Here is a 21,714-nt window from a genome sequence, read left to right as displayed (position 1 = left end):
CGCCCGAATTCGAGCGCTTTTTTGCTATCAATATTGTAATTCATCTAATAGATCTTCGACTTCATAATCAGTCGGAACTTGCATGAGGTAAGCTTTAGCTGCTGCACTAGCTTCAGTACGGCGCCCTGCATTTCTAAAGAAGAAAGCTGCATCCCTTAAAAATTCAGCATTGTCATCTAAATAACGAGCAGCTGTTTCGTAATTAGTCAAAGCCTGTTCATAATCATCCAAGTTGGCATATGAACGCCCTAGATTCCAATAGATCTGCGGATCAACTTCATCTTTAGCCAAATAATCTTTCAAAAGTTCGATATTTTCTTGATCTTGTTGCGTAGCCAATAATTGGTTACTCAATTCCAAAACTAGCGTTAAATTACTTGGATCTAACGCTAAGGCTTCTTTCAAGTAATCAGTTGCTTCCTTGTTTTTGCCCAATTTAGCAGCTAATTGACTGGCTTTTTGGTATAGGGCTTCATTAAATTCATCCACGGCTAGACCTTCTTGGGCCGTGATCAAAGCTTGACCAAACTGACCCGCTTGTTCGTAGAGATCAGCTAAATATGGATAGACCGTCACATAATCTGGCGTACGTTCACGCAACTTCTCAAAGTTGGCCGTCGCAGCTTCAAGATCACCTAATTCACGTTGGGTAAAGGCTAATTGGAACAACGTATCGTTATCGAGTTGTTCTTCTGGGATCTGTTCTAAATAGCCTAATGCAGTCTCAAACTTGCCATAGCCGGCATAAGAAAGACCCAAACGAGCCACTAAATTGACCCGGGAAAACTCTAAGATCCCTTGTTTTAACAAGGAACGATAAAATTGAGCTGCTTTACGATATTCTTTAATGTTAAAGTATAACTCAGCTAAAGCAAATTCGATCACCGGTTCATCTGGTGCTAATCGATAAGCCGTTAGCAATTTTTGTTCACTGACATCAAAAGCCCCTTGCGTCTGATAAAGATCAGCGCTAACTAAAAGAGCTTCTAAATAAGCATTTGATTCCGGAGTGATCTGAGATAAGATCGCTAAGGCTTGATCATCATTACCTTCACCGATCTGGATCTCAGCTAAGGCGGTCTTTAAGCTATCTTCATTGGGATAGCGTTTGACTAAAGTTTCGTATGCTTTAGCTGCCATCTCAGAAAAGCCTAGTGAATACAGCTCTTCGGCCAAACTGTATAGCATATCGTCTTCATCCCTAGTCAACGCAAGCTCTAAAGTTTCATTTGCTTTGGTAAAATCTCCTTGCGCTAAATGATCTAGTGTTTCTTCCGAATAAGTCATGTGGTTACCACCTTTACTTAATAACTTCTAGCTACCATCATAACATAAAAAAGTCGCTAAATTAATAACGACTTCTTTGGTATTAACCTAAATATGGATCCGCTGGAACATGTACGAGATCATTTTCAACTAGGCGTTCAGCGATCTGAACTGTATTCCATGCAGCTCCCTTCAACAAATTATCTGACACGATCCACATGTTAAAACTACCCGGATTTTCCTTATCAGCACGTACCCGTCCCACAAAAGTCTCACGTTTACCTTCAGCTGTCAGTGGCTGTGGGTATTCTTGGTGAGCCGGATCATCTTGTAAAACGACTCCAGGAGCAGTTTTAAGCGTTCCTTTGACTTGTTCAGCTGTCAAAGTGGTATCTGCCGTCTTAAAGTAGACCGATTCACCGTGGCCGATCACGACTGGGACCCGAACACAGGTCGCCGTCACTTTGAGTTTTGGATCATTCATGTCACCTTGCATGATCTTTTTAGTTTCATGGATCATCTTCCACTCTTCATGTGAGTAACCATCTTCTTCAAAGACATCGATCTGTGGCAAAAGATTAAAAGCTAGTGGATAATGCTTCTTGTCACCCTTGACTGGAAAGATCTTACCTTCCATTGTCTCCCCATTCAAATAATCTTTGGCCTCTGAAAGCATTTCATCTAAAGCAGTTTGACCTGCGCCTGAAGCTGCTTGATAAGTCGAAACGATGATCTGTTCTAAGCCAAATTTTTGGCGGATCGGTTCTAAAGCGACCATCATTTGGATCGTTGAACAATTAGGATTAGCTACGATCCCACGGTGTTCAAATAAAGCTTGTTCATTGACTTCTGGGACGACTAGCGGTACTTCTGGCTCCATCCGAAAAGCACTCGTATTATCGACACAGACCGCCCCGCGCTTAACTGCTTCAGGGAGCAATTGCTTAGAAACAGCACCACCAGCTGAAGCTAAAACTAGATCAACACCTTCAAATACCTCTGGTGTTGCCTCTTCGATCGTGATCGCTTGGCCCTTAAAACTGAGCTGTTTACCTGCCGAACGCTTGGAAGCAAGCAATTTGACCTTCTTGACTGGGATCGTTGACTGTTCTAATTGTTCGATCAACCGTGAACCCACCGCACCAGTAGCACCTAAAATAGCAACTGTATATTCTCTCATTTTACTTTACCTTCTTTTTATAAAATATTTTCTAATCCAACGATTAAACCGTCTAATGCCTTAGCCTTTTGCACCGCAAGCTTGACACCGCTCATAAACGAAGCCCGATCAAATGAATCTTGGCGGATCGTCAAGGCTTCACCTGCACCACCAAAAAGGACCTGTTCATGAGCCACATATCCTGGCAAACGAACTGAGTGGAGCTTGATACCTTCATAGTCACCGCCACGTACATGCGCTAGGGTCTCAGTTTCATCCTTTGCTCCTTGATGATGCGGTACGCGATTTTGTGCGATCAACTTGGCTGTCATCAAGGCTGTCCCTGAGGGTGCATCTTTTTTATTATCATGATGCATTTCAATGATCTCAACATCAGGGAAATATTTGGCTGCTTCTTTGGCAAATTTCATCAATAATACCGCTGACATCCCAAAATTAGGTGCCACCAAGCCACCTAGCTGCTGAGCTAAAGCTAACTGCTTAAGTTCAGCTAACTCTTCATCGGTCAAACCTGTAGTTCCCACTACGGGACGCATCCCGTGTTTTAAAGCAAATTTGACATTTTCAAACACAGCACTCGGAGCGGTAAAGTCGATCCAAACATCAGCTCCATGTTCGATCTGCGACAGCTCATTGTAGATCTTGACCTGCTCACCAAGACCAAAGCGTTGACGATCACTTTCGGTAGCTCCTAAAGCAAAAACCGCCACCAATTCAAAATCAGGTGTCTCATCGATCAACTTTAAGACCTGTTGGCCCATTGAACCTGAATAACCTGCAACTAAAATATTGATCATTTTGTCTCCCCCAAATCTAATGGTAATCGTTTTGATAAAGCATTTTTAGCTAATCCTAGGCTTGATGCTAATTCTTGTTGTTGAGCCTCATTTAAAGCAAGCAACGGTAACCTAAGCCCACCAACAGCAAAGCCCTGGGCATTCAACACGGCTTTGACTGGAGCTGGTGAAGGATACATAAACAAAGCTTGCATCTTAGGGAGCAACCATTGTTCCAATGCCTTAGCTTTACTTTGATCAGCTTTAGCAAATGCTTGATACATTTGTGTCATTTGCTCACCGTAAATATGTGCCGCCACCGAAATAACTCCAACTGCGCCTAATTTCTTAGCTGCTAAAGCCTGTGCATCCTCACCAGTAAAGACACTAAAAGCTTCATTACGTGTATTCTCGATGATATATGCCAGCTCATCTAGACTGCCACATTGTTTTACCCCAGCAATGTTATCCAATTTGGCTAAGTCTACGATCACTTCTTTATCGAGTTTGACACCAGTCCGACTAGGTATATTATACATGATCAAGGGAAGCTCAGCCTTTTTAGCCAAATATTCAAAATGTGCTCTTATCCCAGCTTGATCTGGTTTATTGTAATAAGGTACTACGGCCAAAGCGTAATCTATTCCCGTGATCTTTGCAACTTCATTGATAAATTCTAAAGTCGCTTGAGTCGCATTCGTTCCACAACCAGCGATCACTGGAACACGTCCAGCAACTATTTGGGCAAACTTTTGGTAAAGCGTTAATTTCTCTTGATGTGTCAAAGTTGGCGTCTCACCCGTTGTACCGCCGATCACAAAGCCTTGGGTCCCACTTTGTAACAAGTGTTCAGTCAATTTTTCTAAGGTAGGATAATCGATCTGCCCTTCAGCCGTAAATGGGGTCACGATCGCGGTTATGATCTGTGATCTGGTTAACATTAAGCATCCACTTCTTTCTCTTGTTTCATACGGGCACATAAAAACCCAGTTATTGCATTGACTCCCTTGAGGATCGCTGTTTGATCAGGCACTAGCTTATTGCTATGTAAAGCATGGACATCATTTACACCTAACCAAAACATCGTCCCAGGAAATTTGGAAAGTAAGTATCCAAAATCTTCCCCGGTCATCTTCGGCTCAGTCTCGATAAATTCAACATCTGGCGCTTTTTGCATATGTTCAATGAAAAAAGCCGTCAATACAGGATCATTTTCAACGGGTAGATAACCACCTTGATTCAAGGTAAGCTCGACTCGAGCATCAAAACTCTGGGCTACACCATCGCAGATCTCCTGTAATCTTTTTTGGATCAAGGTGATCATCTCTTGGGTCAAGCCACGAATGGTGCCTTTGATCACCGCTTTACCAGCGATCACATTTCTGATCGTACCAGCCTTTAGTTCACCAAACGTTAAGACACCACCCTTAGTTGGATCGACATTGCGCGAGATGATCGTTTGCGCCTGCATGATCAAAGCACTAGCGCAGACGATCATGTCATTGGCTTGATGGGGATAAGCTGCATGGCCTCCTTTGCCGTACAAATGGATATCGACTTCAGTTGTTCCTGCAAATAATGTTCCTAAATTACATCCGATCGCACCAGCAGGCAGTTCAGGTGCATCATGCAAAGCATAGAATTCATCGGGGCGCCACTCTCCACTAAAAACGCCTAATTCATAAGCTAATTTACCACCATTCTTACTTTCTTCAGCTGGTTGAAAGAAAAAGATCAAGTCATCTTTAGGACGAGTAGTTGTAAAATAAGCTAAGACTCCCAATGCCACTGTCATATGGATATCATGACCACAAGCGTGCATCACCCCAGGATTTTTCGAGCTGAACTCTAAGCCTGTTTCTTCTGTGAGGGGCAACGCATCGATATCGCAGCGATAGCCGAGCGTTTTTTTAGGGGCACTTCCCCGCACTTTGACCAATAAAGCCGTTGGCAACTCAGGGATCTCTTTTATCTCTAAGTAACTTTGATCTAATTTAGCGATCTCTTGTTGTAAATATGCTTTCGTTTTGACTTCTTCTAGTGCTAACTCGGGGATCTGATGCAACTCTTGATAGATCTTTGTCAACTTACTTTCACTTAACATTTTGCTCACAACTTTCTTAAATCATCTTCTAAGCCTGTCTTTTCTTTGGTCTTTTCATCAGTGTATTTAACAAACTTAGCTGGTACCCCGGCAACGACACTGTAAGGTTCAACATCTTTAGTCACGATCGCACCAGCAGCCACGACTGCGCCTTTACCGACCCGAACACCTTCTAAAACAACAGCATTAGCGCCGATCAAAACATCGTCTTCGATGATCACAGGCGTTGCCGACGCTGGTTCGACTACCCCCGCCAAAACAGTCCCCGCACCGATATGACAATTCTTACCTACGATCGCACGGCCACCCAAAACAGCCCCCATATCGATCATTGAACCAGCACCGATTTCGGCTCCAATGTTGATGATCGCCCCCATCATGATGACTGCATTATCACCGATCAAGACCTGATCTCTGATCAAAGCGCCGGGTTCGATCCGCGCATTGATATCTTTTTGATCTAGTAACGGTACAGCGGAGTTTCGCGTTTGGTTTTCGATCACATAGTCTTTGATCTTAGTTTGGTTAGTGGCTAAAAATGGTTTGACGACCTGCCAGTCACCAAATAATACAGCACTATCTGCCCCGCCAAAAACTTTGATCTCATTTGGAATATCAAGGTCAGCGATCGAAGCGTTCAAATAAACTTTGACCGGTGTCTTCTTGTCTGCGTTTGCGATAAAATTGATAATTTCTTGTGCGTTTAATTCTGCCATGTTCTTTAATTGCTACTACCAAAAAGTAGCTTTCCTTTCTTGATTTTATTTATAAGGTAGATCCAACTTCAATAAGTCAGCGTAAGTCTCACGTTTGACCACTAGTTTAGCCTGCTCATTTTCAACAAAAACAACTGCGGGACGTGGGTTACGATTGTAATTTGAAGCCATCGCATAACCGTATGCCCCCGTTGCTAACAGCGCGATGATGTCACCTGGTTTTGTTTCAGGTAAAGCTAATTTATCGATCAAAATATCCCCTGATTCACAGTATTTTCCAGCTAAATGCACTGTCTGAGTCACTTTGGCGTTTGGCTCATTAGCTAAAACAGCTGCATACTTAGCTTGATATAAGGCGGGGCGAATATTATCTCCCATGCCACCATCAACTGCTAAATACGATAAATGGTCTGGAATATCTTTTCGTGCCCCGACTGTATATAGGTTATATCCAGCTGGTCCTGTGATCGAACGCCCGGGCTCGATCCAAATTGCTGGAAGCTCCAACTCATATTCCAGCGCCTTTTGCTTTACCGCCTTAATGATCTGCTCGACAAATTTTTCTGGTGCCATCGGATCATCTTCAGCGGTATATTTGATACCAAAACCACCACCAACGTTGATAACTTTAGTTGTATAATCGTATTTTTGCTTCCAAGAATGAGCCACTTCCATCAATTTTTGACCAACTAACTCAAAGCCACCTAATTCAAAGATCTGGGAACCAATATGTGCATGGAGCCCTAAAACCTTGATCTGCGGGTCAGCCAGTAACTGAGTCAAAGCCTTATCAGCTTGCCCCGAAGCTAGATCAAACCCAAATTTACTATCGATCTGGCCCGTTTGATCATATTCATGCGTATGCGCTGAGATACCCGGAGTCACGCGCAAGATGACTTTAGCTTTAGCTTTTTGCTCCCGTAAGACCCTCTGTAGAAGTTCGATCTCATAAAAATTATCCACGATGATCACACCGACGCCGGCTTTGATCGCAAATTCAAGTTCAGCGATCGACTTATTATTTCCATGGAAACTGATCTTTTCAGCGGGAAAACCAGCTTTTAAAGCAGTTGCTAATTCACCACCGGAAACAACATCTGTATGACAATCCAATTCATTGATCACTTGGTAGATTGCTACCGAACAAAATGCCTTACTAGCATAGCTGACTTCATAGTCAACAGCTTGCTCTTCAAAAACTCGTTTAAATTTAGTGATCTGCTCCTTGATCAAAGCCACATCATATACGACCAATGGAGTTTGGTATTGATGGGCTAAGCTGATCGCATCTACACCGCCGATCGTCAAATGACCGGCGTTATTCGTTGGTAACGTCATAAGTTCCCCTCCAATAAATAAATTGCACAAAAAAAAGATCTTTTTAGTCCTATCGCCTAAAAAGATCTTGCTGGAATAATTGCAAAATTCTGTTTGATCGATAGCACTCCGCAAAGTTTAGTTTGCGACAGTCTGTGATCTCTTAAACCACAACCCAGCGTTAAGTGTCTATAAACACCTAAAACTTCGGCAACTTCCCCTTTCAAGGACCACTCAAACACTGTTATAGCAGCTAAAGAACCTTACTCATGTCAGTTGCGCCTCTTCGATTTAACATAATACTATAATTTTTAATGTGATACGTCAAGGGATTTTAATATTATTTTTTTGAAAATCGGTTTTTTTATAAAAAAATCTAGAATTTTATATATTTGACTCTTGTCATTAAAATTAAAAATGATACAATTCAGTTATCGAAAAATTAAAGCGAGATTGCCTCTCATCATACAAGATGGGGGAAAATAAGCCCTTATTCGCTTAAAAAATTGGAGGGATATTCATGATCAACTTAAAAAAAGTTCATGGATCACAGAATAGTTTTTTTATCTTAGATCAAACATTACTGACTACACCTTTGACCGAACAAGAATTGGTCACACTGACCAAAACACTCACGACTAAAACTTCCGGTATCTTAGGTGGCGCGGATGGCGTCCTAGTCGTTCAAAAGAGTTCTACTCCCAACACGGTGGCACAAATGCGCGTTATCAATGCTGATGGGAGCGAAGCATCAATGTGCGGTAATGGTCTGCGTACAGTTGCGCGTTATTTTGCCGAAAAACACGCGCTGACAGCTTTTAAAGTTCAGACTCGCCAAAGTGACCTAGAAGTCCAAAAACAAGCCGACCTAGCGCCTAATGTTCCTGCTTTTGGCGTTGAGATCTCACCCGTTCATTTTGAGAAGCGCTATCTTCCCTTTGATAACCTAGGAGCTGAGCAGGTCATCGATCGTCCCTTGGCGGAATTTGACCCTCAGGAAAAATTACACTTTACGATCATGGCCGTACCCAATCCCCACTTGATCAGTTTTGTACCCGATATTGAGAAAGCTGGAACATTTTTAGGCGAATTAGGCGCTAAGTTAAATGCCCCAAACCCGTATTTTCCAGATGGTGTCAACGTCAACTTTGCTCAGATCCTAGGTCCAAACAAGCTATTTGTGCGTACTTACGAACGGGGCGTAGGTTTTACTAATGCTTGTGGGACTGGAATGTCGGCTACAAGTTTAGCCTTTTATCTCAGTCATCCCGAGCACTGCGATCTCACGCAAGAGATAACAGTCTTCAATCCCGGGGGAATGGTCAAAACTAAAGTGCAACAATTAGATGATCAATTTAAGATCCAGTTGATCGGAAATGCAACTTTCACCCATGATATTTTAGTTGCTGAAAATCACTTACATCACAATACAGTTACTCCCAATGTTTGTCAGATCCAAGCGACCGGTGAACAAGAAGCTTACTTAAAATTTATCCAACATCTAAATGCCTAATATAATACTGGAGCCATGGTTGACTTCAAATCAACTATGGCTCCAGTATTTTTTAATACAAAAAAAGACCCCTGATATATCAAGGGTCGAAGCTAAAATAAGTCAATCTTATTTAACAGCATCCTTAAGCGCCTTACCTGGTTTGAATGCAGGTACCTTGCTTGCAGGGATTTGGATCTCTTTACCAGTTTGTGGGTTGCGACCCTTACGAGCTGCACGTTCACGAACTTCAAAGTTACCAAAGCCGATTAATTGAACTTTTTCGCCTTCTTTAAGGTAGTCTTGGATAGAACCAAAAACTGCATCAACTGCAACAGTTGCGTCCTTCTTTGTCAAACCTGTCTTTTCAGCAACAGTTTCGATCAATTGTGCTTTGTTTGCCATGTGTTTCACCTCCTCAAGTGAAGATAAAGATATAGGCATATCTTCTTGTCCATTTCTAAACTAGCCAGAAATGGTGAAACAATGACTAACAAATCATTGCTCAGTTAATAAGATAGCACAGAAAGCCTAATATAGCAACGTTTTTAATCATTTTTTTGAAAAAATAAGATAAATTTAGGCATAATTTTTTTAATTTTTTATCTTTGATTATTTACGCCGTCTTTCGATCACATGGATCGGTGTACCCTCAAAATCAAACGCTGCTCGGATCTGATTTTCCAAGAAACGTTCATATGAAAAGTGCATCAATTCTGGGTCATTAACAAAGACGACAAATGTTGGTGGCTTAGTGGCCACTTGAGTCGCATAGTAGACCCGCAATCGACGTCCATTGTCTGTTGGGGTTGGATTATGCGCGATCGCATCCATGATAACATCATTCAAGACAGCTGATGAGATACGGCGTTCATGGTTGTGATTTACACGCTCGATCAATTTTGGTAATTGTTCTAAGCGTTGATGCGTCTTAGCTGAAACGAATACGATCGGTGCATAACTCAAGTATTGGAACTCTTGCCGGATCGTCTTTTCAAACTCTTTCATCGTGTGGTTATCTTTTTTCAAAGTATCCCACTTATTGACAACGATGATGATCCCACGTCCTGCTTCATGCGCATAGCCGGCTACGTGTTTATCTTGTTCACGAATACCTTCTTCAGCATTTAAAACAACGCAAACGACATCAGAACGATCGATCGCACGCATGGCCCGTAAAACAGAATATTTTTCTGTATTTTCATAAACTTTACCTTTTTTACGGATCCCTGCAGTATCGATCATCGTAAATTCCGTTCCATCTTCAGCCACGAATTTCGTATCGATCGCATCACGCGTTGTGCCTTCAACGTTAGAAACGATCACGCGGTTTTCACCTAAGATCGCGTTGACTAAAGAAGACTTACCGACATTAGGGCGTCCGATAAAGCTAAATTTGATCGAATCATCTTGTTCTTTAGCTCCATCTTTAGGAAATGCCTGACAGACCTTATCTAATAAGTCACCCGTACCGATCCCGTGAGTTCCAGAAAGTGGCATTGGGTCGCCAAACCCTAATGAATAGAAATCATAGATCTCACTTCTAAGTTCAGGGTTATCTACTTTATTTACAGCTAAAATAACTGGTTTATCAGTTCGATATAAGATCTTTGCTACTTTTTCATCAGCATCCGTGACTCCTTCTTTGACGCTTGTCACAAAAACGATCACATCAGCTTCATCGATCGCGATTTGAGCTTGCTCGGTAATTTGGGCTAAAAATGGTTCATCCCCCATATCGATCCCACCTGTATCGATCAAATTAAAGGGTTGTCCGAGCCATTCGCTCTTCGCATAAATACGATCACGAGTCACACCAGGGGTATCTTCAACAATAGAGATCCGCTCACCAGCGATCCGGTTAAAAACCGTTGATTTCCCGACATTTGGACGTCCAACGATCGCAACGACTGGATTAGCCATTTTAATCACTCCTTATAATAATGTTTTAGCAAAAAAACTGACCCAAAACCTTTTACGCTTGGGCCAGTCAAAATGAATCTCAATTATGTGAGATTAGTCTTCATTTTTTAAGTCGTCACCGACTAAGTCGCCTAAAGTAAAACCTGTATCTTCTTCTGGAATTTCAACATGTTCTTCTTCGACAACTTCAACTTCTTTTTTATTAGCTGCTGGTTTTTCTTGTAAAGCTTTGATAGATAATGCTAAACGACGGTCTGCACCGTTAACATTCAAGGCTTTGACTTTAACGTCTTGGCCAGATGTCAAAACTTCATTTGGTGTAGCAATATGCTTGTGTGAAATTTGTGAAATGTGTACCAAGCCTTCAACACCTGGGAATACTTCAACAAATGCACCAAAGCTTGTCAAACGTTTTACCTTGCCATCAAGAACGTCACCTTCAGCAACTTTTTCTTCAATATTGTCCCAAGGTTGTGGCAATGTTTGTTTGATAGAAAGTGAGATGCGATCTTTTTCAGGATCGACAGCTAACACTTTGACCTTAACATCTTCGCCAACTTTCAAGACATCAGATGGCTTGCCAACACGTTCGTAGGAAATTTCAGAAACGTGAACTAAACCGTCAACGCCACCAAGGTCGATAAACGCACCAAAGTTAGTTAAGCGCGCAACTTTACCATCAAGCACATCGCCGGCTGCAAGTTGTGACATAACTTCTTGTTTCTTAGCTTCACGTTCTTGTTGAACGATTTCTTTATGAGATAAGATCAAACGGTTTTCGCTTGGTTCGATCTCAACGATCTTAAGTTCAAGTTCTTGACCCTTGTATTGGTTGAAATCTTCAACGAAATGGTCAGAAACCATTGATGCAGGGACAAAGCCACGAACGCCAGCGTCAACAACTAAGCCACCCTTTACAATTTGAGTTACAGGAACTGTGATAGTTTCACCTGCTTCAAATTTCTTTTCGATTTCATCCCATACTTTGCGGGCTTCGAGGCGACGTTGTGATAATAAGTAGCTACCGCCTTCTTTGTCAGAACCGATCTTAGAAATAACAACTAAGTCAAGCACATCGCCAACTTTGATGTTATCTTCGATCTCATCTGCTTTAACGCTCAATTCGCGTGCAGGAACAACACCTTCAACACCGGTGCCTTCGATCCCTACGATAACTTGCTTTTTATCATCAAATGCCAACACTTCGCCTTTGACAACGTCGCCAACCTTAACTGGTTTAACGCTGTTTAAAGCTTCTAATAAATCCTTGTTTTCTGATTCACTCATGGACTTTGTCCTCCTTAACGACTAACTCTAATAACCATTTTAACTGAAAGCAGTTCAAAATGCTAGTTAAATTACCTATTTCTCTGTATTTTTAACAATTTTCATGATTTCATCGGTAACTTGTGCAATATCTAGTGAAGTAGTATCCAATAAAATCGCATCATCTGCCTTAGTCAATGGCGAAACTTTACGGTGTGAGTCTTTATAATCACGGGCTTCGATCTCAGCTTCAAGTTTAGCTAATGGCGTATCGATACCTTTAGCTTGATTTTCTTTAAAGCGCCGTAAAGCTCTCTCGTGTACGCTCGCAACTAAAAAGATCTTTACTTGAGCCTTTGGCAAAACGGTCGTACCAATATCACGTCCATCCATCACGATCCCGCCTTCACTTGCGATCTGTTGTTGACGCTCAGTTAAATTTTTGCGCACACTTGGTTGAGCTGAGACAAGTGAAACATTATTAGTGATCTCTGGCAATCTGATCGCAGTTGTCACATCTGTTCCATCAACAAATACTAATTGTTCTGGGTCACTAGGCTTAAAGCTCAATTCCATCGTCTCGAGCATTTTCCCTAGAGCTTGATCATCATCTAGTGCAACACCTGTTTGGAGTGCTTTCCAAGTTGTGGCGCGATACATTGCGCCTGTATCACAATAAATGTAATTTAATTTTTTAGCGACTAACTTTGCAACGGTACTCTTACCTGCAGAAGCGGGCCCATCGATCGCAATTTGCATTTTTGTTTGCATACTATAATATACCCCATTTAAACAGATAAAAATGTGTCCCAAGAAAACTAAGGACACATTTTTATTGTTTTTCCTCTCTTTTATTATTCTAAAGCTTATTTTACACGAATCTGTTGTCCTGGTGAAATACTTGAATTAGCTGTTAAGCCTGGATTCAACTGCAATAACTGATCTAGCGTCAAACCATTATTGACCGCTACCCGATACAAGCCTTGCCCTGCTGGAACAGAGATGTACTGCTCTTGTTGGGAAGATTGTTCTTCTGAATGTTGCGATTCTTGTGAACTTTCAGCTGCTTGGTGTTCAGCATTTGCTTGATTTTCGTGATTTGCAGGCTGTTCGCTACTTGCTTGCGCTTGTGGTGTGCTATCAGTACTATCAGATTGCGTATCTGAACTCTTTTTTGACTTAGATTCTCTAGTTGTATCCTTCTTTTTGCTTGAACTTTTCTTAGCCACAGCCTTTTTCTTACTCGAAGATGATTTTTTTTCGCTTGAAGAGACCACTTCGATCGAATCATCGGTACTTACAGTTTGCCTAGAGGCCCGTTGTGAAACAAAGTAAAATACGATCGTACTTACAATGATGACCACAAAGACACCCAATAAGATCGTTGTCAGCATCGTATTTCGTTTATTGCTCTGCCGGCTAGCTCTACGCGAGTAATTTCCCTTATCATCTTTTATCTCTTCAAAGGTCTTTTCCCAAGGTTTTTTGGTGTGGTCGTTATTCTTTCGACTCATTTTTATTAAAATCCCACTATATAAATATGGAATCATGCTACTAAGATCACTTAGTGTCATGATCAAAAAGAAATATAGTTTTTTCCTTTCTTAAAAATTTATTATTACCATTAATGCCATACATGCATGGCAAACTATATAGTTTAGAAGCAATTATAATATCTCTTAGAGCTTGCTACATAAATTTATGATACCGCCGATAACAGTATAAAACAATATCAAAGTAATTAAATGTCAGCTCCACATTCTAACTTTTTAGTTGACATTCATAAACGATAGCTTGTTTTTACAATTAGCTCATAGTACTCACAAAACTACTAATATTACAAAATATAATAGCATAAATACTCCTAAAAATATATAAATAATCGCTTGAAATTCTCATTTAGTTAGTTTCTTTAAACAATTGCTGTAAGATCTCGCGATAGTCCAGCTCGTTTATTTCACCCACCTTTACTGCCGGCTCTCCTAATAAGCCAAGTTTTTCTAATGGGAGCGCTTGACCAGCGCCACAACAAGTTCCTGAGCCATGGATGTTTTCAACTTTATCACCAAAATATTGCGCGATAAATTGGCGTTTACAGTTACCAGTTTTAAGATATTGATGCATTTTTTGTAAAGCAACATTACGTTCAGTCTGACGCTTTTTCACCAATGTCTCTATCTGATCTTTTTGATAACCATTAGCTAACAGCCGTGCTAATAATTGCATTTCTTCACTGGGAAAGTTTTGGAGCAACTCTTGGTGTTTGGTAAAATACCGGATCTGTTGGGGGTTAGGCAAGGTTTTTTCAATCAAAAATTCCTGACGTTTTAGATCACCAGGCTCATATAGTAGCACTGCGATCCCAGGTTTCCCGTCACGCGAACAACGGCCGATCTCTTGCACATAAGCTTCAAGATCATTTGGCATGTGATAGTGGATCACATACCGGATATTAGGCTTATTGATCCCCATTCCAAAAGCACTAGTTGCACAAATAACATCTAATTGATCATTTAAGAATTGTTGTTGTACCAAAAAACGTTCTGTCAGCTCTAGATCAGCGTGATAAACTGCACTCTTGAATCCCTTAGTTACCAAATTTTCGTTTATTTCGTCAGCTTTTTTCTTACTTGAAAAGTAAATGATTCCCTTCCCGTTTAACTTAGGAAGTAATTCTAGGAGATACGCAAGTTTTTCGGGTTCATTTATAAAACTTTGTGTTCCTAGATAGATATTGGGCCGATCAACCGGATATCGGATCACATTTCCTGTCTGTGCTAATCCCAGACTAGCAGTTATATCTTGTGCTACTCTAGGAGTTGCCGTTGCAGTCAAGGCTAAAGTCAGGGGCTCATGTAGCTTTTTTCTGATTTTGCCTAAATTTAGATACTCAGGTCGAAAATCAGGTCCCCACTGCGAGATACAGTGGGCTTCATCGATGACAAACAGTCCTAACTCTAATTGACCAAGTGCGTTCAAAACTTCAGCCGAGCCCAACATTTCCGGTGAAACATAGATATATTGAAAACTAGCAATATTTTGTAATACAAATCTCTTCTCAGCAAAACTCAATTGTGAATTTAGAGCAACTACCGCTTTTTCACCACTGTACCGCAGTTGCTCGACTTGATCTTGCATCAGTGATATCAAGGGTGAAACGATCAATACTGAACGCTTTAGATATTTTCTGATAAACTGGTAGCACAGAGATTTTCCAGTTCCCGTCGGCAAAATAGCTAAAGTATCTTTACCAGCTAATAAAGACTCGATCGTCTCTTTTTGACCAGTTTTAAATGTTGGATAGCCAAATTCACTTTTCAAGATGGCTTCAAGCTTTTCTTTCACCTGCAATTATCCTTTCTATTTGGCATAAACGATACTCAAAAAATGAGATCTCAGGGTAGCTTTCATGCAATTGTTGAAACTTCCAGTCTAAGACTGGACAGTTTTCAAAAAGATCCACGATCTGCTTTTTTATCTTCGGTGACAACAACTGTTCTTTTGGAAAATCATCTGCTAGAATAGCTACATTTAAAAGATGTTCTTGGACTGTACTCTTCCGTATCCTTCGTAAATTTGCGATCTCTTCAATACTTTTACCCGCTAAAAACAAAGTATATGTCTTCTCTGTACTAGCCGGCAAGTTAGATAGGCGTTTATAATTCAAAACAAGCTTTGCCAGCTCAAAGTTTTGTTCAAGCAAATATTTAGCATATCGAGCACACATATCGCGCCAGCCCATCTCGATCTCAGCAATTTGTAGTCGATATCTTGCAGCTAATTGTGCTTTAGTCTGTCCTAAACGTCCATGTCCCGTTAATTGTTCACAAAAGAGTTGCGCATCCAACTTAGGCTCATGTGCTAAGAAATCAGTCAATGATGTCGTTATCTCCTCTAATAATGTAGCTTTTCCATATCGTCTGAACCAGTTTTTGAAAAGTTGTTGCGTTCTAAAATCATTGGTGATCGCAAAATATTTATTATTTTGATAGCTCAATTCTGACGCAACTTGAACTAATAAATAAAATTGCTTCTCCCAGCCCTTAAGATCAAATCCATTAAAAAAGGCCGGTTCACGCAAAAATTGGTGCTTACTTTTCAATTCTTCGACCCGTAATTTACCTTTAGCAGTCAAACACATCCCTTTCGAAGTCTCCACTAGCAACTTCTTTTGGCATAGTTCATCTAATGTAGGCTCGAAGTTATTTATATCTAGCGGTAAAGCAATGATATCTAAAAGTCCATATGCCCTCCCCCAAAATAAAGCCGAAGTCGTTAGATGGTTACTCAAGAGTTGACGAATGACGGCGGGGCGTCTCGGCTGACTCTCAGAGAAATAAAGCAACCATTTTTCTGATCCATAATCCATATGCCCACCTCCCACTAAAAGTCTTCACTATATAATATACGCTAAATTTGCTGATTTTTTTGCTAAACCTGAATAATTCTTCTAAATTTGTTTCAAACAACATAAGTTAGGTTAAAAATATTTTTTGTAAGGCACACCTAAAAAATACTTTTAATTTGGCTTAATAAGGTGTACAATGTCTAAGTACCTAAAAAAGGAAGGACGGTTTTTATTGTGGATAAAAAACACGAAAAACACAAACTCGTTGAATATGCGAATGGTCCCTCATTAGAGGAAATCAATGGTACTGTTACAGTGCCTAAAGGGAAAGGATTTTGGCGGACCCTATTTGCCTACTCTGGCCCAGGTGCCTTAGTTGCGGTAGGTTATATGGATCCAGGTAACTGGTCAACCTCCATCACCGGTGGACAAAACTTCCAATACCTATTAATGTCCGTTATCTTGATGTCAAGTTTGATCGCGATGCTTTTACAATACATGGCTGCCAAACTTGGTATCGTGAGCCGGATGGACTTAGCCCAAGCGATCCGTGCCAGAACAGGCAAGACGCTCGGGATCATTTTATGGATCTTGACCGAGTTAGCTATCATGGCTACTGATATCGCTGAAGTTATCGGGGCTGCGATCGCCTTATATCTCTTATTCGGTATCCCACTAGTATTTGCCGTATTTATTACCGTATTTGACGTTTTACTTTTGCTTTTATTAACAAAAATCGGTTTTAGAAAGATCGAAGCGATCGTTGTTGCTTTAATTTTAGTTATCTTGTTCGTCTTCACTTACCAAGTTGCATTGTCAAATCCTGATTGGGGTGCTGTTTTTGCAGGTTTCATTCCAACTTCACAAACTTTTGCAACTTCACCTGAAGTTCATGGTATGACACCATTGAACGGTGCCTTAGGGATCATCGGAGCAACGGTCATGCCACATAACTTGTACTTACACTCTGCTGTTTCCCAAACTCGTCAGATCGATCATAACAACGAAGAAGACGTTGCCGAAGCTGTACGTTTCTCAGCTTGGGATTCTAACATTCAATTGAGTGCTGCTTTTGTCGTTAACTCATTACTTTTGATCATGGGTGTAGCGGTCTTCAAGAGCGGTGCAGTAGATGATCCATCATTCTTTGGTCTTTACGAAGCTTTATCTGATACATCAATGCTCAGTAACGGTGTCTTGATCTCGGTTGCTAAATCAGGTATCCTTTCTGTACTCTTTGCTGTTGCCTTGCTTGCTTCTGGTCAAAACTCAACTATCACAGGTACATTGACTGGTCAAGTTATCATGGAAGGTTTCGTTCATTTGAAGATGCCACTTTGGGCACGTCGCTTGATCACACGTTTGATCTCTGTTATCCCGGTTTTGGTCTGTGTTTCACTTTCAGCTGGTCAAAGTGCTGAACAAGAACACGAAGCGCTAAACAACTTGATGATCAATTCTCAAGTATTTTTGTCCTTAGCCTTACCATTCTCAATGTTACCATTATTGATGATGACAAATAGTAAGACTGAAATGGGCGAACGTTTCAAAAACTCTCTTTGGGTCAAAGTTCTAGGTTGGCTTTCTGTCTTGACCTTAACGATCCTTGATTTCAAGGGCTTACCAGATATGGTGGCTGGTTTCTTCGGTGATAAGCCATCAGCTGCTCAACTTCAATTAGCTAACGGAATTGCTTATACCTTGATCGTTGTGATCGCAGCGCTCTTGATCTGGACAATGTATGAGCTATACAAAGGTAATAAGCGCTATGCTGAAAAATTAGCTGCCTACCAAGCAGGTAATAACAAATAATTGGCTGAAAAACTACTAGCCTAAGCTAAAAATATCCGATCAAATTCCATGTTTGAGAAATTTGATCGGATATTTTTATACTGTTAAATTCTAAATAAACAGGCTCATAGCAAAATTCTTTCGCTATGAGCCCTCTTTTTATTATGATTGGAGATATTTTTTATGTTCGATCCAAACACTTAACTTTTTATAGATCAAAATAAAAGCTGCACCGATCACGATCCCCTTGATCAAATTAAATGGTACGACTCCAAATAAAATCATCTGTCCTAAAGGAATGCTTAATTTCATCCCTAACAAGCTCATATATAGCGGGATCGTCACAAGCCAGTTAAGTAAGGCTAATACAACTGTTAAGCTCAGCGTGGCCCCTAAAATAGCTCCTACAACATTTTGCCATACCAATGACTTGTTTTTGAGCAAATAGTAAAGTGGTAAACAAAACGCTAACGTCGCCACAAAACTCAAGCTGACGCCGATCAATTGTGGTAATGACGGCCCTGTGATCAGAAAATACAACAAGGAACGTAGAAATGCGACCTGTATCCCACCTAATGGACCTAAAATAAAGAAAGCCAATAAGATCGGAATATCCGAAAAATCTAACTTCATAAAAGGTACGATCGGAACTATCACAAATGATAGAAACATCAAAAGATACGAGATAGCAGCTAAGCAAGCTGCTACTACCCAACGTTTTACTGCCAAAGCTAATTCCTCCTAAGAGGTCCATCTCACAGTAGATCCTATATCAAAAATAGACCCCTGTTGTTCATCTTGAGCAACAGAGGTCTATTTTCATCGGTAAAGCATCCACTCCACCCATGTATATAAAACCTATCTTCTTTCATCCAGACTTTAACTGTCGGTACTGGGATCACACCAGTTCAGTCCTCGCAATAAACGAGGAGTCGCGGACTTTTACCGCCGGTCGGGATTTACACCCTGCCCTGAAGATAAACCTAAATTATTATCACAGTTATTTTAGCATACTAACTTAAAAAAAACAAGTAACTTACTTATTTCCTAGCTCATAAAGAGCTTTTACTTCTTCACGTGTCAACTCACGATATTGCCCTGAAGTCAATCCAGCTAAGGTCAAAAAGCCATATGTTTCACGTTTGAGCTTCTTAACAGGATGTCCGACAGCTTGCAACATGTTCTTGACCTGATGATTTCGACCTTCATGGATCGTCAACGACACGATCGAAGTATCACTTTTTTTATCTAAAGACAAGATCTTGGCCTTAGCCCGGGCACTCTTTTTGCCATCTTTTAAGCGAACGCCCACACGTAGTTGCTTTAACTCATCATTTTGGACAATTCCTTTGACTTTAGCCACATAAGTCTTGTTGACTTTATAACGTGGATGCATCAAACGATTAGCTAGTTCTCCATCATTGGTCAATAAAAGCAGACCAGAAGTATCATAATCTAACCGTCCAACGGGATATACACGTTCACTATAATCAGTAAAGTAATCAGTCACCACTTTACGACCCTTATCATCTTTAGCCGCGCTGATAACGCCACGTGGCTTATAGAAAAGGTAATAGACCTTTTCTTCGCGTTCGATCAAGTGTCCACCGACCTCGATCACGTCATTTCCGTCAACTTTTTGACCTAATTCTTTGATGACCTTACCATTAACTCGAACCCGTCCGTCCAAGATCATCTTTTCACTGGCACGCCGAGAAGCCACCCCAGCGTTAGCCATCACTTTTTGCAGTCTTTCTGCCATTTTTAGTCACCTACTGCAGCAACTGCAGTTTTTTCCTTTCACTATCAACTACTCTTCATCATCTAATGCGTCGTTAAATAATGACATTAGATCATCTGAAGTAGCTTCATTTTTTTCGTCATCTTGTGGTAATTCAGGCAATTGTGCTAGCGATTCGATCCCAAAATAATTAAGGAAATTTTCCGTTGTTGCATACATGATCGGACGACCAGGAGCATCCATTCGACCAGCTTCTTTGATCAGATCTAACACTAACAGCTTTTGCAACATCCCACTTGATTGCACTCCACGGATCTCATCGATCTGGATCCGAGTCACAGGCTGTTTATAAGCCACTACGGCCAACGTTTCTAATGCAGCTGAAGATAATTCCGTCATTGCCGGTGATTCAAAATACTGTTTAACTAGCTCAGTCACAGCTTTCTTAGTCACCAACCGATAACGCTCTTCTGCATGGATCAACTTTAAGGCGGTGTTGGCATCCTGTTTATATTTTTTTTCGATCAAAGCTAACTGATCTAAGACAGCCGGTTTCATGATCCCTGTCAACTGTGAAAGCTCGCGCGCTGTTATGCCTTCATTTCCACTTACAAACAGCAAACTTTCTATTTTAGCTTGATTAGACAGCATTTACTTCACCACTCACTAATTTTATTGGTCCTAAAATATCTTCTTGTGTGGCTCTGATTGCTCCTTGTTTGACCAATTCAAGAAGTGCTAAAAAGGTCGTCACCACTAGCTCTAAGGCTGCATTTGCTGCAAACAGATCCTCAAATTCGATCGGCTCTTTTGCTTGCCTGACCAATTTTTCGACCCGCGTGATCTGATCTTTTAAGAAATAACGTTCTGATTCGATCTTGCGCATAACTGGTTTTTGGGCCTTACGTTTGAGCATCAAACGTGCAAATGCTTTCTGCAATGCAGTTATATCACAGCTATCAGGGTCAAGTTTCCCTAAACTAGCACCAGCTGGTACGAGCGCTTGTTCACGCGGATATAACTTCATCCTTTCATCAGCATAACCGCGCATATTCTGGGCAGCAGTTTGAAATGTTTGGTGTAATAGCAATTGTTGCACTAAACTTTCACGTGGATCTTCAACTTCATCGTCTGTTTGTAGGCTAGCTTGCTCATTTGGTAAAAGCATCTTACTTTTAATATTGACCAGCATCGAAGCTGTAACCAAATACTCCCCAGCAATGTCTAATTGCATTTCCTTTAACTGGTGCAAGTAGTCAATATACTGGGTAGTTATTTCCGCCATCGGAATATCATAGATATCCATTTGATTTTTCTTGATCAAGTGCAACAATAGATCTAACGGCCCCTCAAAATCAGGAACTTTAAATAGTAACTCTTTTACATTTGGCGTCGCTTCATTTTTCATTATGGTGCTCCCATTTAGCTATCAAGGACGAAGCTTCAATATTACCCATTATCTTCTTATCCGGATAGAGTTCGGCTAAATTATCTAGCATCAAAAAGCACAGTCCTTGACTTCTTTCCGTTGGTGTTACTGCTATCTGACGTACCATGATGAAATCTTCATTTATTTCGGTCCCTAAAACACCGACAAAATCACGATTCTCATTCTTCCATAAATATAGCACATGCGAGCTGTCAGCTTCGTACCATTCAATTTCCGTCTTCAAATTAGCGATCTCTTTTAAATCGGGGATAAACGATAACAATCCCATTGCGATTTTTTCATAGTCGCTTTTATACTTATAAAGCATTTTCTCCTCCAATAGCTAATTGCTCATCTGATTATGC

21 protein-coding genes and 2 riboswitches are annotated in these 21,714 nt (G+C 40.8%); of the genes, 2 read left to right on the top strand and 19 right to left on the bottom strand.

Annotation, left to right across the window (positions count from 1 at the left end; genetic code table 11):
* Positions 1-27: 27 nt before the first annotated feature.
* From GSR62_RS04600 to lysA, 7 genes are all read right to left on the bottom strand, one after another.
* The gene (locus GSR62_RS04600; RefSeq protein ID WP_066023884.1) at positions 28-1,287 is read right to left on the bottom strand and encodes a tetratricopeptide repeat protein; all 1,260 of its coding nucleotides are present in this window, start codon (positions 1,285-1,287) and stop codon (positions 28-30) included.
* An 82-nt stretch (positions 1,288-1,369) separates the two neighbouring features.
* Entirely contained in the window at positions 1,370-2,446 is a 1,077-nt protein-coding gene (locus GSR62_RS04595; protein WP_066023883.1) for an aspartate-semialdehyde dehydrogenase, read from the bottom strand.
* 17 nt (positions 2,447-2,463) lie between these two features.
* Complete coding sequence (dapB, locus tag GSR62_RS04590) at positions 2,464-3,243, bottom strand: 4-hydroxy-tetrahydrodipicolinate reductase (protein WP_066023882.1); 780 nt, start codon at positions 3,241-3,243, stop codon at positions 2,464-2,466.
* Complete coding sequence (dapA, locus tag GSR62_RS04585; RefSeq protein WP_066023881.1) at positions 3,240-4,163, bottom strand: 4-hydroxy-tetrahydrodipicolinate synthase; 924 nt, start codon at positions 4,161-4,163, stop codon at positions 3,240-3,242. The genes dapB and dapA overlap by 4 nt, the downstream gene beginning before the upstream one ends.
* Complete coding sequence (locus GSR62_RS04580) at positions 4,163-5,326, bottom strand: N-acetyldiaminopimelate deacetylase (protein WP_066023880.1); 1,164 nt, start codon at positions 5,324-5,326, stop codon at positions 4,163-4,165. Before GSR62_RS04580 ends, dapA begins: the two co-directional genes overlap by 1 nt.
* A gap of 5 nt (positions 5,327-5,331) precedes the next feature.
* Complete coding sequence (gene dapD / locus GSR62_RS04575) at positions 5,332-6,042, bottom strand: 2,3,4,5-tetrahydropyridine-2,6-dicarboxylate N-acetyltransferase (RefSeq protein ID WP_010688994.1); 711 nt, start codon at positions 6,040-6,042, stop codon at positions 5,332-5,334.
* 45 nt (positions 6,043-6,087) lie between these two features.
* Positions 6,088-7,395 carry a diaminopimelate decarboxylase gene (gene lysA, locus GSR62_RS04570; protein WP_391503286.1) on the bottom strand — a complete coding sequence of 436 codons (1,308 nt, stop codon included), beginning with the start codon at positions 7,393-7,395 and terminating at the stop codon, positions 6,088-6,090.
* A gap of 78 nt (positions 7,396-7,473) precedes the next feature.
* A riboswitch (Lysine riboswitch) is annotated at positions 7,474-7,653 on the bottom strand.
* 226 nt (positions 7,654-7,879) lie between these two features.
* On the opposite strand from lysA, the gene dapF reads away from it, so the two are divergent.
* A complete protein-coding gene (gene dapF / locus GSR62_RS04565; RefSeq protein ID WP_066023878.1) occupies positions 7,880-8,872 on the top strand; it encodes a diaminopimelate epimerase in 993 nt (330 codons plus the stop codon).
* A gap of 108 nt (positions 8,873-8,980) precedes the next feature.
* Here dapF and GSR62_RS04560 read toward each other — a convergent pair whose 3' ends face one another.
* The 7 genes from GSR62_RS04560 to GSR62_RS04530 all read right to left on the bottom strand — a co-directional run bounded on the left by GSR62_RS04560 (position 8,981) and on the right by GSR62_RS04530 (position 16,409).
* The gene (locus tag GSR62_RS04560; RefSeq protein ID WP_004047651.1) at positions 8,981-9,256 is read right to left on the bottom strand and encodes an HU family DNA-binding protein; all 276 of its coding nucleotides are present in this window, start codon (positions 9,254-9,256) and stop codon (positions 8,981-8,983) included.
* A 207-nt stretch (positions 9,257-9,463) separates the two neighbouring features.
* Complete coding sequence (gene der / locus GSR62_RS04555; protein WP_066023877.1) at positions 9,464-10,774, bottom strand: ribosome biogenesis GTPase Der; 1,311 nt, start codon at positions 10,772-10,774, stop codon at positions 9,464-9,466.
* 93 nt (positions 10,775-10,867) lie between these two features.
* Positions 10,868-12,061, bottom strand: a complete 1,194-nt coding sequence (rpsA, locus tag GSR62_RS04550; protein ID WP_066023876.1) for a 30S ribosomal protein S1 — start codon at positions 12,059-12,061, stop codon at positions 10,868-10,870.
* A 75-nt stretch (positions 12,062-12,136) separates the two neighbouring features.
* On the bottom strand, positions 12,137-12,811 hold the full coding sequence (gene cmk / locus GSR62_RS04545) for a (d)CMP kinase (protein WP_066023875.1): 675 nt from the start codon (positions 12,809-12,811) through the stop codon (positions 12,137-12,139).
* Positions 12,812-12,906: 95 nt separating this feature from the next.
* Positions 12,907-13,554, bottom strand: a complete 648-nt coding sequence (locus GSR62_RS04540) for a LysM peptidoglycan-binding domain-containing protein (protein WP_066023874.1) — start codon at positions 13,552-13,554, stop codon at positions 12,907-12,909.
* 385 nt (positions 13,555-13,939) lie between these two features.
* Positions 13,940-15,385 carry a RecQ family ATP-dependent DNA helicase gene (locus tag GSR62_RS04535; RefSeq protein WP_066023873.1) on the bottom strand — a complete coding sequence of 482 codons (1,446 nt, stop codon included), beginning with the start codon at positions 15,383-15,385 and terminating at the stop codon, positions 13,940-13,942.
* On the bottom strand, positions 15,369-16,409 hold the full coding sequence (locus GSR62_RS04530) for a helix-turn-helix domain-containing protein (protein WP_066023872.1): 1,041 nt from the start codon (positions 16,407-16,409) through the stop codon (positions 15,369-15,371). Before GSR62_RS04530 ends, GSR62_RS04535 begins: the two co-directional genes overlap by 17 nt.
* Before the next feature lie 213 nt (positions 16,410-16,622).
* On the opposite strand from GSR62_RS04530, the gene GSR62_RS04525 reads away from it, so the two are divergent.
* Complete coding sequence (locus GSR62_RS04525) at positions 16,623-18,200, top strand: Nramp family divalent metal transporter (RefSeq protein WP_066023871.1); 1,578 nt, start codon at positions 16,623-16,625, stop codon at positions 18,198-18,200.
* A 141-nt stretch (positions 18,201-18,341) separates the two neighbouring features.
* On the opposite strand, the gene GSR62_RS04520 is transcribed toward GSR62_RS04525, so the two are convergent.
* The 5 genes from GSR62_RS04520 to GSR62_RS04500 all read right to left on the bottom strand — a co-directional run bounded on the left by GSR62_RS04520 (position 18,342) and on the right by GSR62_RS04500 (position 21,677).
* Positions 18,342-18,908 carry an ECF transporter S component gene (locus GSR62_RS04520; protein WP_010688976.1) on the bottom strand — a complete coding sequence of 189 codons (567 nt, stop codon included), beginning with the start codon at positions 18,906-18,908 and terminating at the stop codon, positions 18,342-18,344.
* Between the two features lie 127 nt (positions 18,909-19,035).
* A riboswitch (FMN riboswitch) is annotated at positions 19,036-19,162 on the bottom strand.
* A gap of 53 nt (positions 19,163-19,215) precedes the next feature.
* On the bottom strand, positions 19,216-19,941 hold the full coding sequence (locus GSR62_RS04515; RefSeq protein ID WP_066023870.1) for a pseudouridine synthase: 726 nt from the start codon (positions 19,939-19,941) through the stop codon (positions 19,216-19,218).
* 48 nt (positions 19,942-19,989) lie between these two features.
* Entirely contained in the window at positions 19,990-20,571 is a 582-nt protein-coding gene (scpB, locus tag GSR62_RS04510) for an SMC-Scp complex subunit ScpB (RefSeq protein ID WP_035448351.1), read from the bottom strand.
* On the bottom strand, positions 20,561-21,328 hold the full coding sequence (locus tag GSR62_RS04505) for a segregation and condensation protein A (protein WP_066023869.1): 768 nt from the start codon (positions 21,326-21,328) through the stop codon (positions 20,561-20,563). The genes scpB and GSR62_RS04505 overlap by 11 nt, the downstream gene beginning before the upstream one ends.
* Positions 21,318-21,677 (bottom strand): GNAT family N-acetyltransferase, encoded by a 360-nt coding sequence (locus GSR62_RS04500; RefSeq protein ID WP_035448354.1) that lies wholly within the window; start codon positions 21,675-21,677, stop codon positions 21,318-21,320. Before GSR62_RS04500 ends, GSR62_RS04505 begins: the two co-directional genes overlap by 11 nt.
* Positions 21,678-21,714 lie beyond the last annotated feature (37 nt).

This window comes from Ligilactobacillus animalis (assembly GCF_009933595.1).
GTDB classification, from domain to species: domain Bacteria; phylum Bacillota; class Bacilli; order Lactobacillales; family Lactobacillaceae; genus Ligilactobacillus; species Ligilactobacillus animalis.
This window is presented reverse-complemented; position numbering and strand designations above follow the sequence as displayed.

Bases quoted from the DNA above. Each gene is read 5' to 3' on its own strand.
- GSR62_RS04600 (WP_066023884.1), bottom strand. From the start codon at position 1,287: ATGACTTATTCGGAAGAAACACTAGATCATTTAGCGCAAGGAGATTTT.
- GSR62_RS04595 (WP_066023883.1), bottom strand. From the start codon at position 2,446: ATGAGAGAATATACAGTTGCTATTTTAGGTGCTACTGGTGCGGTGGGT.
- dapB (WP_066023882.1), bottom strand. From the start codon at position 3,243: ATGATCAATATTTTAGTTGCAGGTTATTCAGGTTCAATGGGCCAACAG.
- dapA (WP_066023881.1), bottom strand. From the start codon at position 4,163: ATGTTAACCAGATCACAGATCATAACCGCGATCGTGACCCCATTTACG.
- GSR62_RS04580 (WP_066023880.1), bottom strand. From the start codon at position 5,326: ATGTTAAGTGAAAGTAAGTTGACAAAGATCTATCAAGAGTTGCATCAG.
- dapD (WP_010688994.1), bottom strand. From the start codon at position 6,042: ATGGCAGAATTAAACGCACAAGAAATTATCAATTTTATCGCAAACGCA.
- dapF (WP_066023878.1), top strand. From the start codon at position 7,880: ATGATCAACTTAAAAAAAGTTCATGGATCACAGAATAGTTTTTTTATC.
- GSR62_RS04560 (WP_004047651.1), bottom strand. From the start codon at position 9,256: ATGGCAAACAAAGCACAATTGATCGAAACTGTTGCTGAAAAGACAGGT.
- der (WP_066023877.1), bottom strand. From the start codon at position 10,774: ATGGCTAATCCAGTCGTTGCGATCGTTGGACGTCCAAATGTCGGGAAA.
- rpsA (WP_066023876.1), bottom strand. From the start codon at position 12,061: ATGAGTGAATCAGAAAACAAGGATTTATTAGAAGCTTTAAACAGCGTT.
- cmk (WP_066023875.1), bottom strand. From the start codon at position 12,811: ATGCAAACAAAAATGCAAATTGCGATCGATGGGCCCGCTTCTGCAGGT.
- GSR62_RS04540 (WP_066023874.1), bottom strand. From the start codon at position 13,554: ATGAGTCGAAAGAATAACGACCACACCAAAAAACCTTGGGAAAAGACC.
- GSR62_RS04530 (WP_066023872.1), bottom strand. From the start codon at position 16,409: ATGGATTATGGATCAGAAAAATGGTTGCTTTATTTCTCTGAGAGTCAG.
- GSR62_RS04515 (WP_066023870.1), bottom strand. From the start codon at position 19,941: ATGGCAGAAAGACTGCAAAAAGTGATGGCTAACGCTGGGGTGGCTTCT.
- scpB (WP_035448351.1), bottom strand. From the start codon at position 20,571: ATGCTGTCTAATCAAGCTAAAATAGAAAGTTTGCTGTTTGTAAGTGGA.
- GSR62_RS04505 (WP_066023869.1), bottom strand. From the start codon at position 21,328: ATGAAAAATGAAGCGACGCCAAATGTAAAAGAGTTACTATTTAAAGTT.
- GSR62_RS04500 (WP_035448354.1), bottom strand. From the start codon at position 21,677: ATGCTTTATAAGTATAAAAGCGACTATGAAAAAATCGCAATGGGATTG.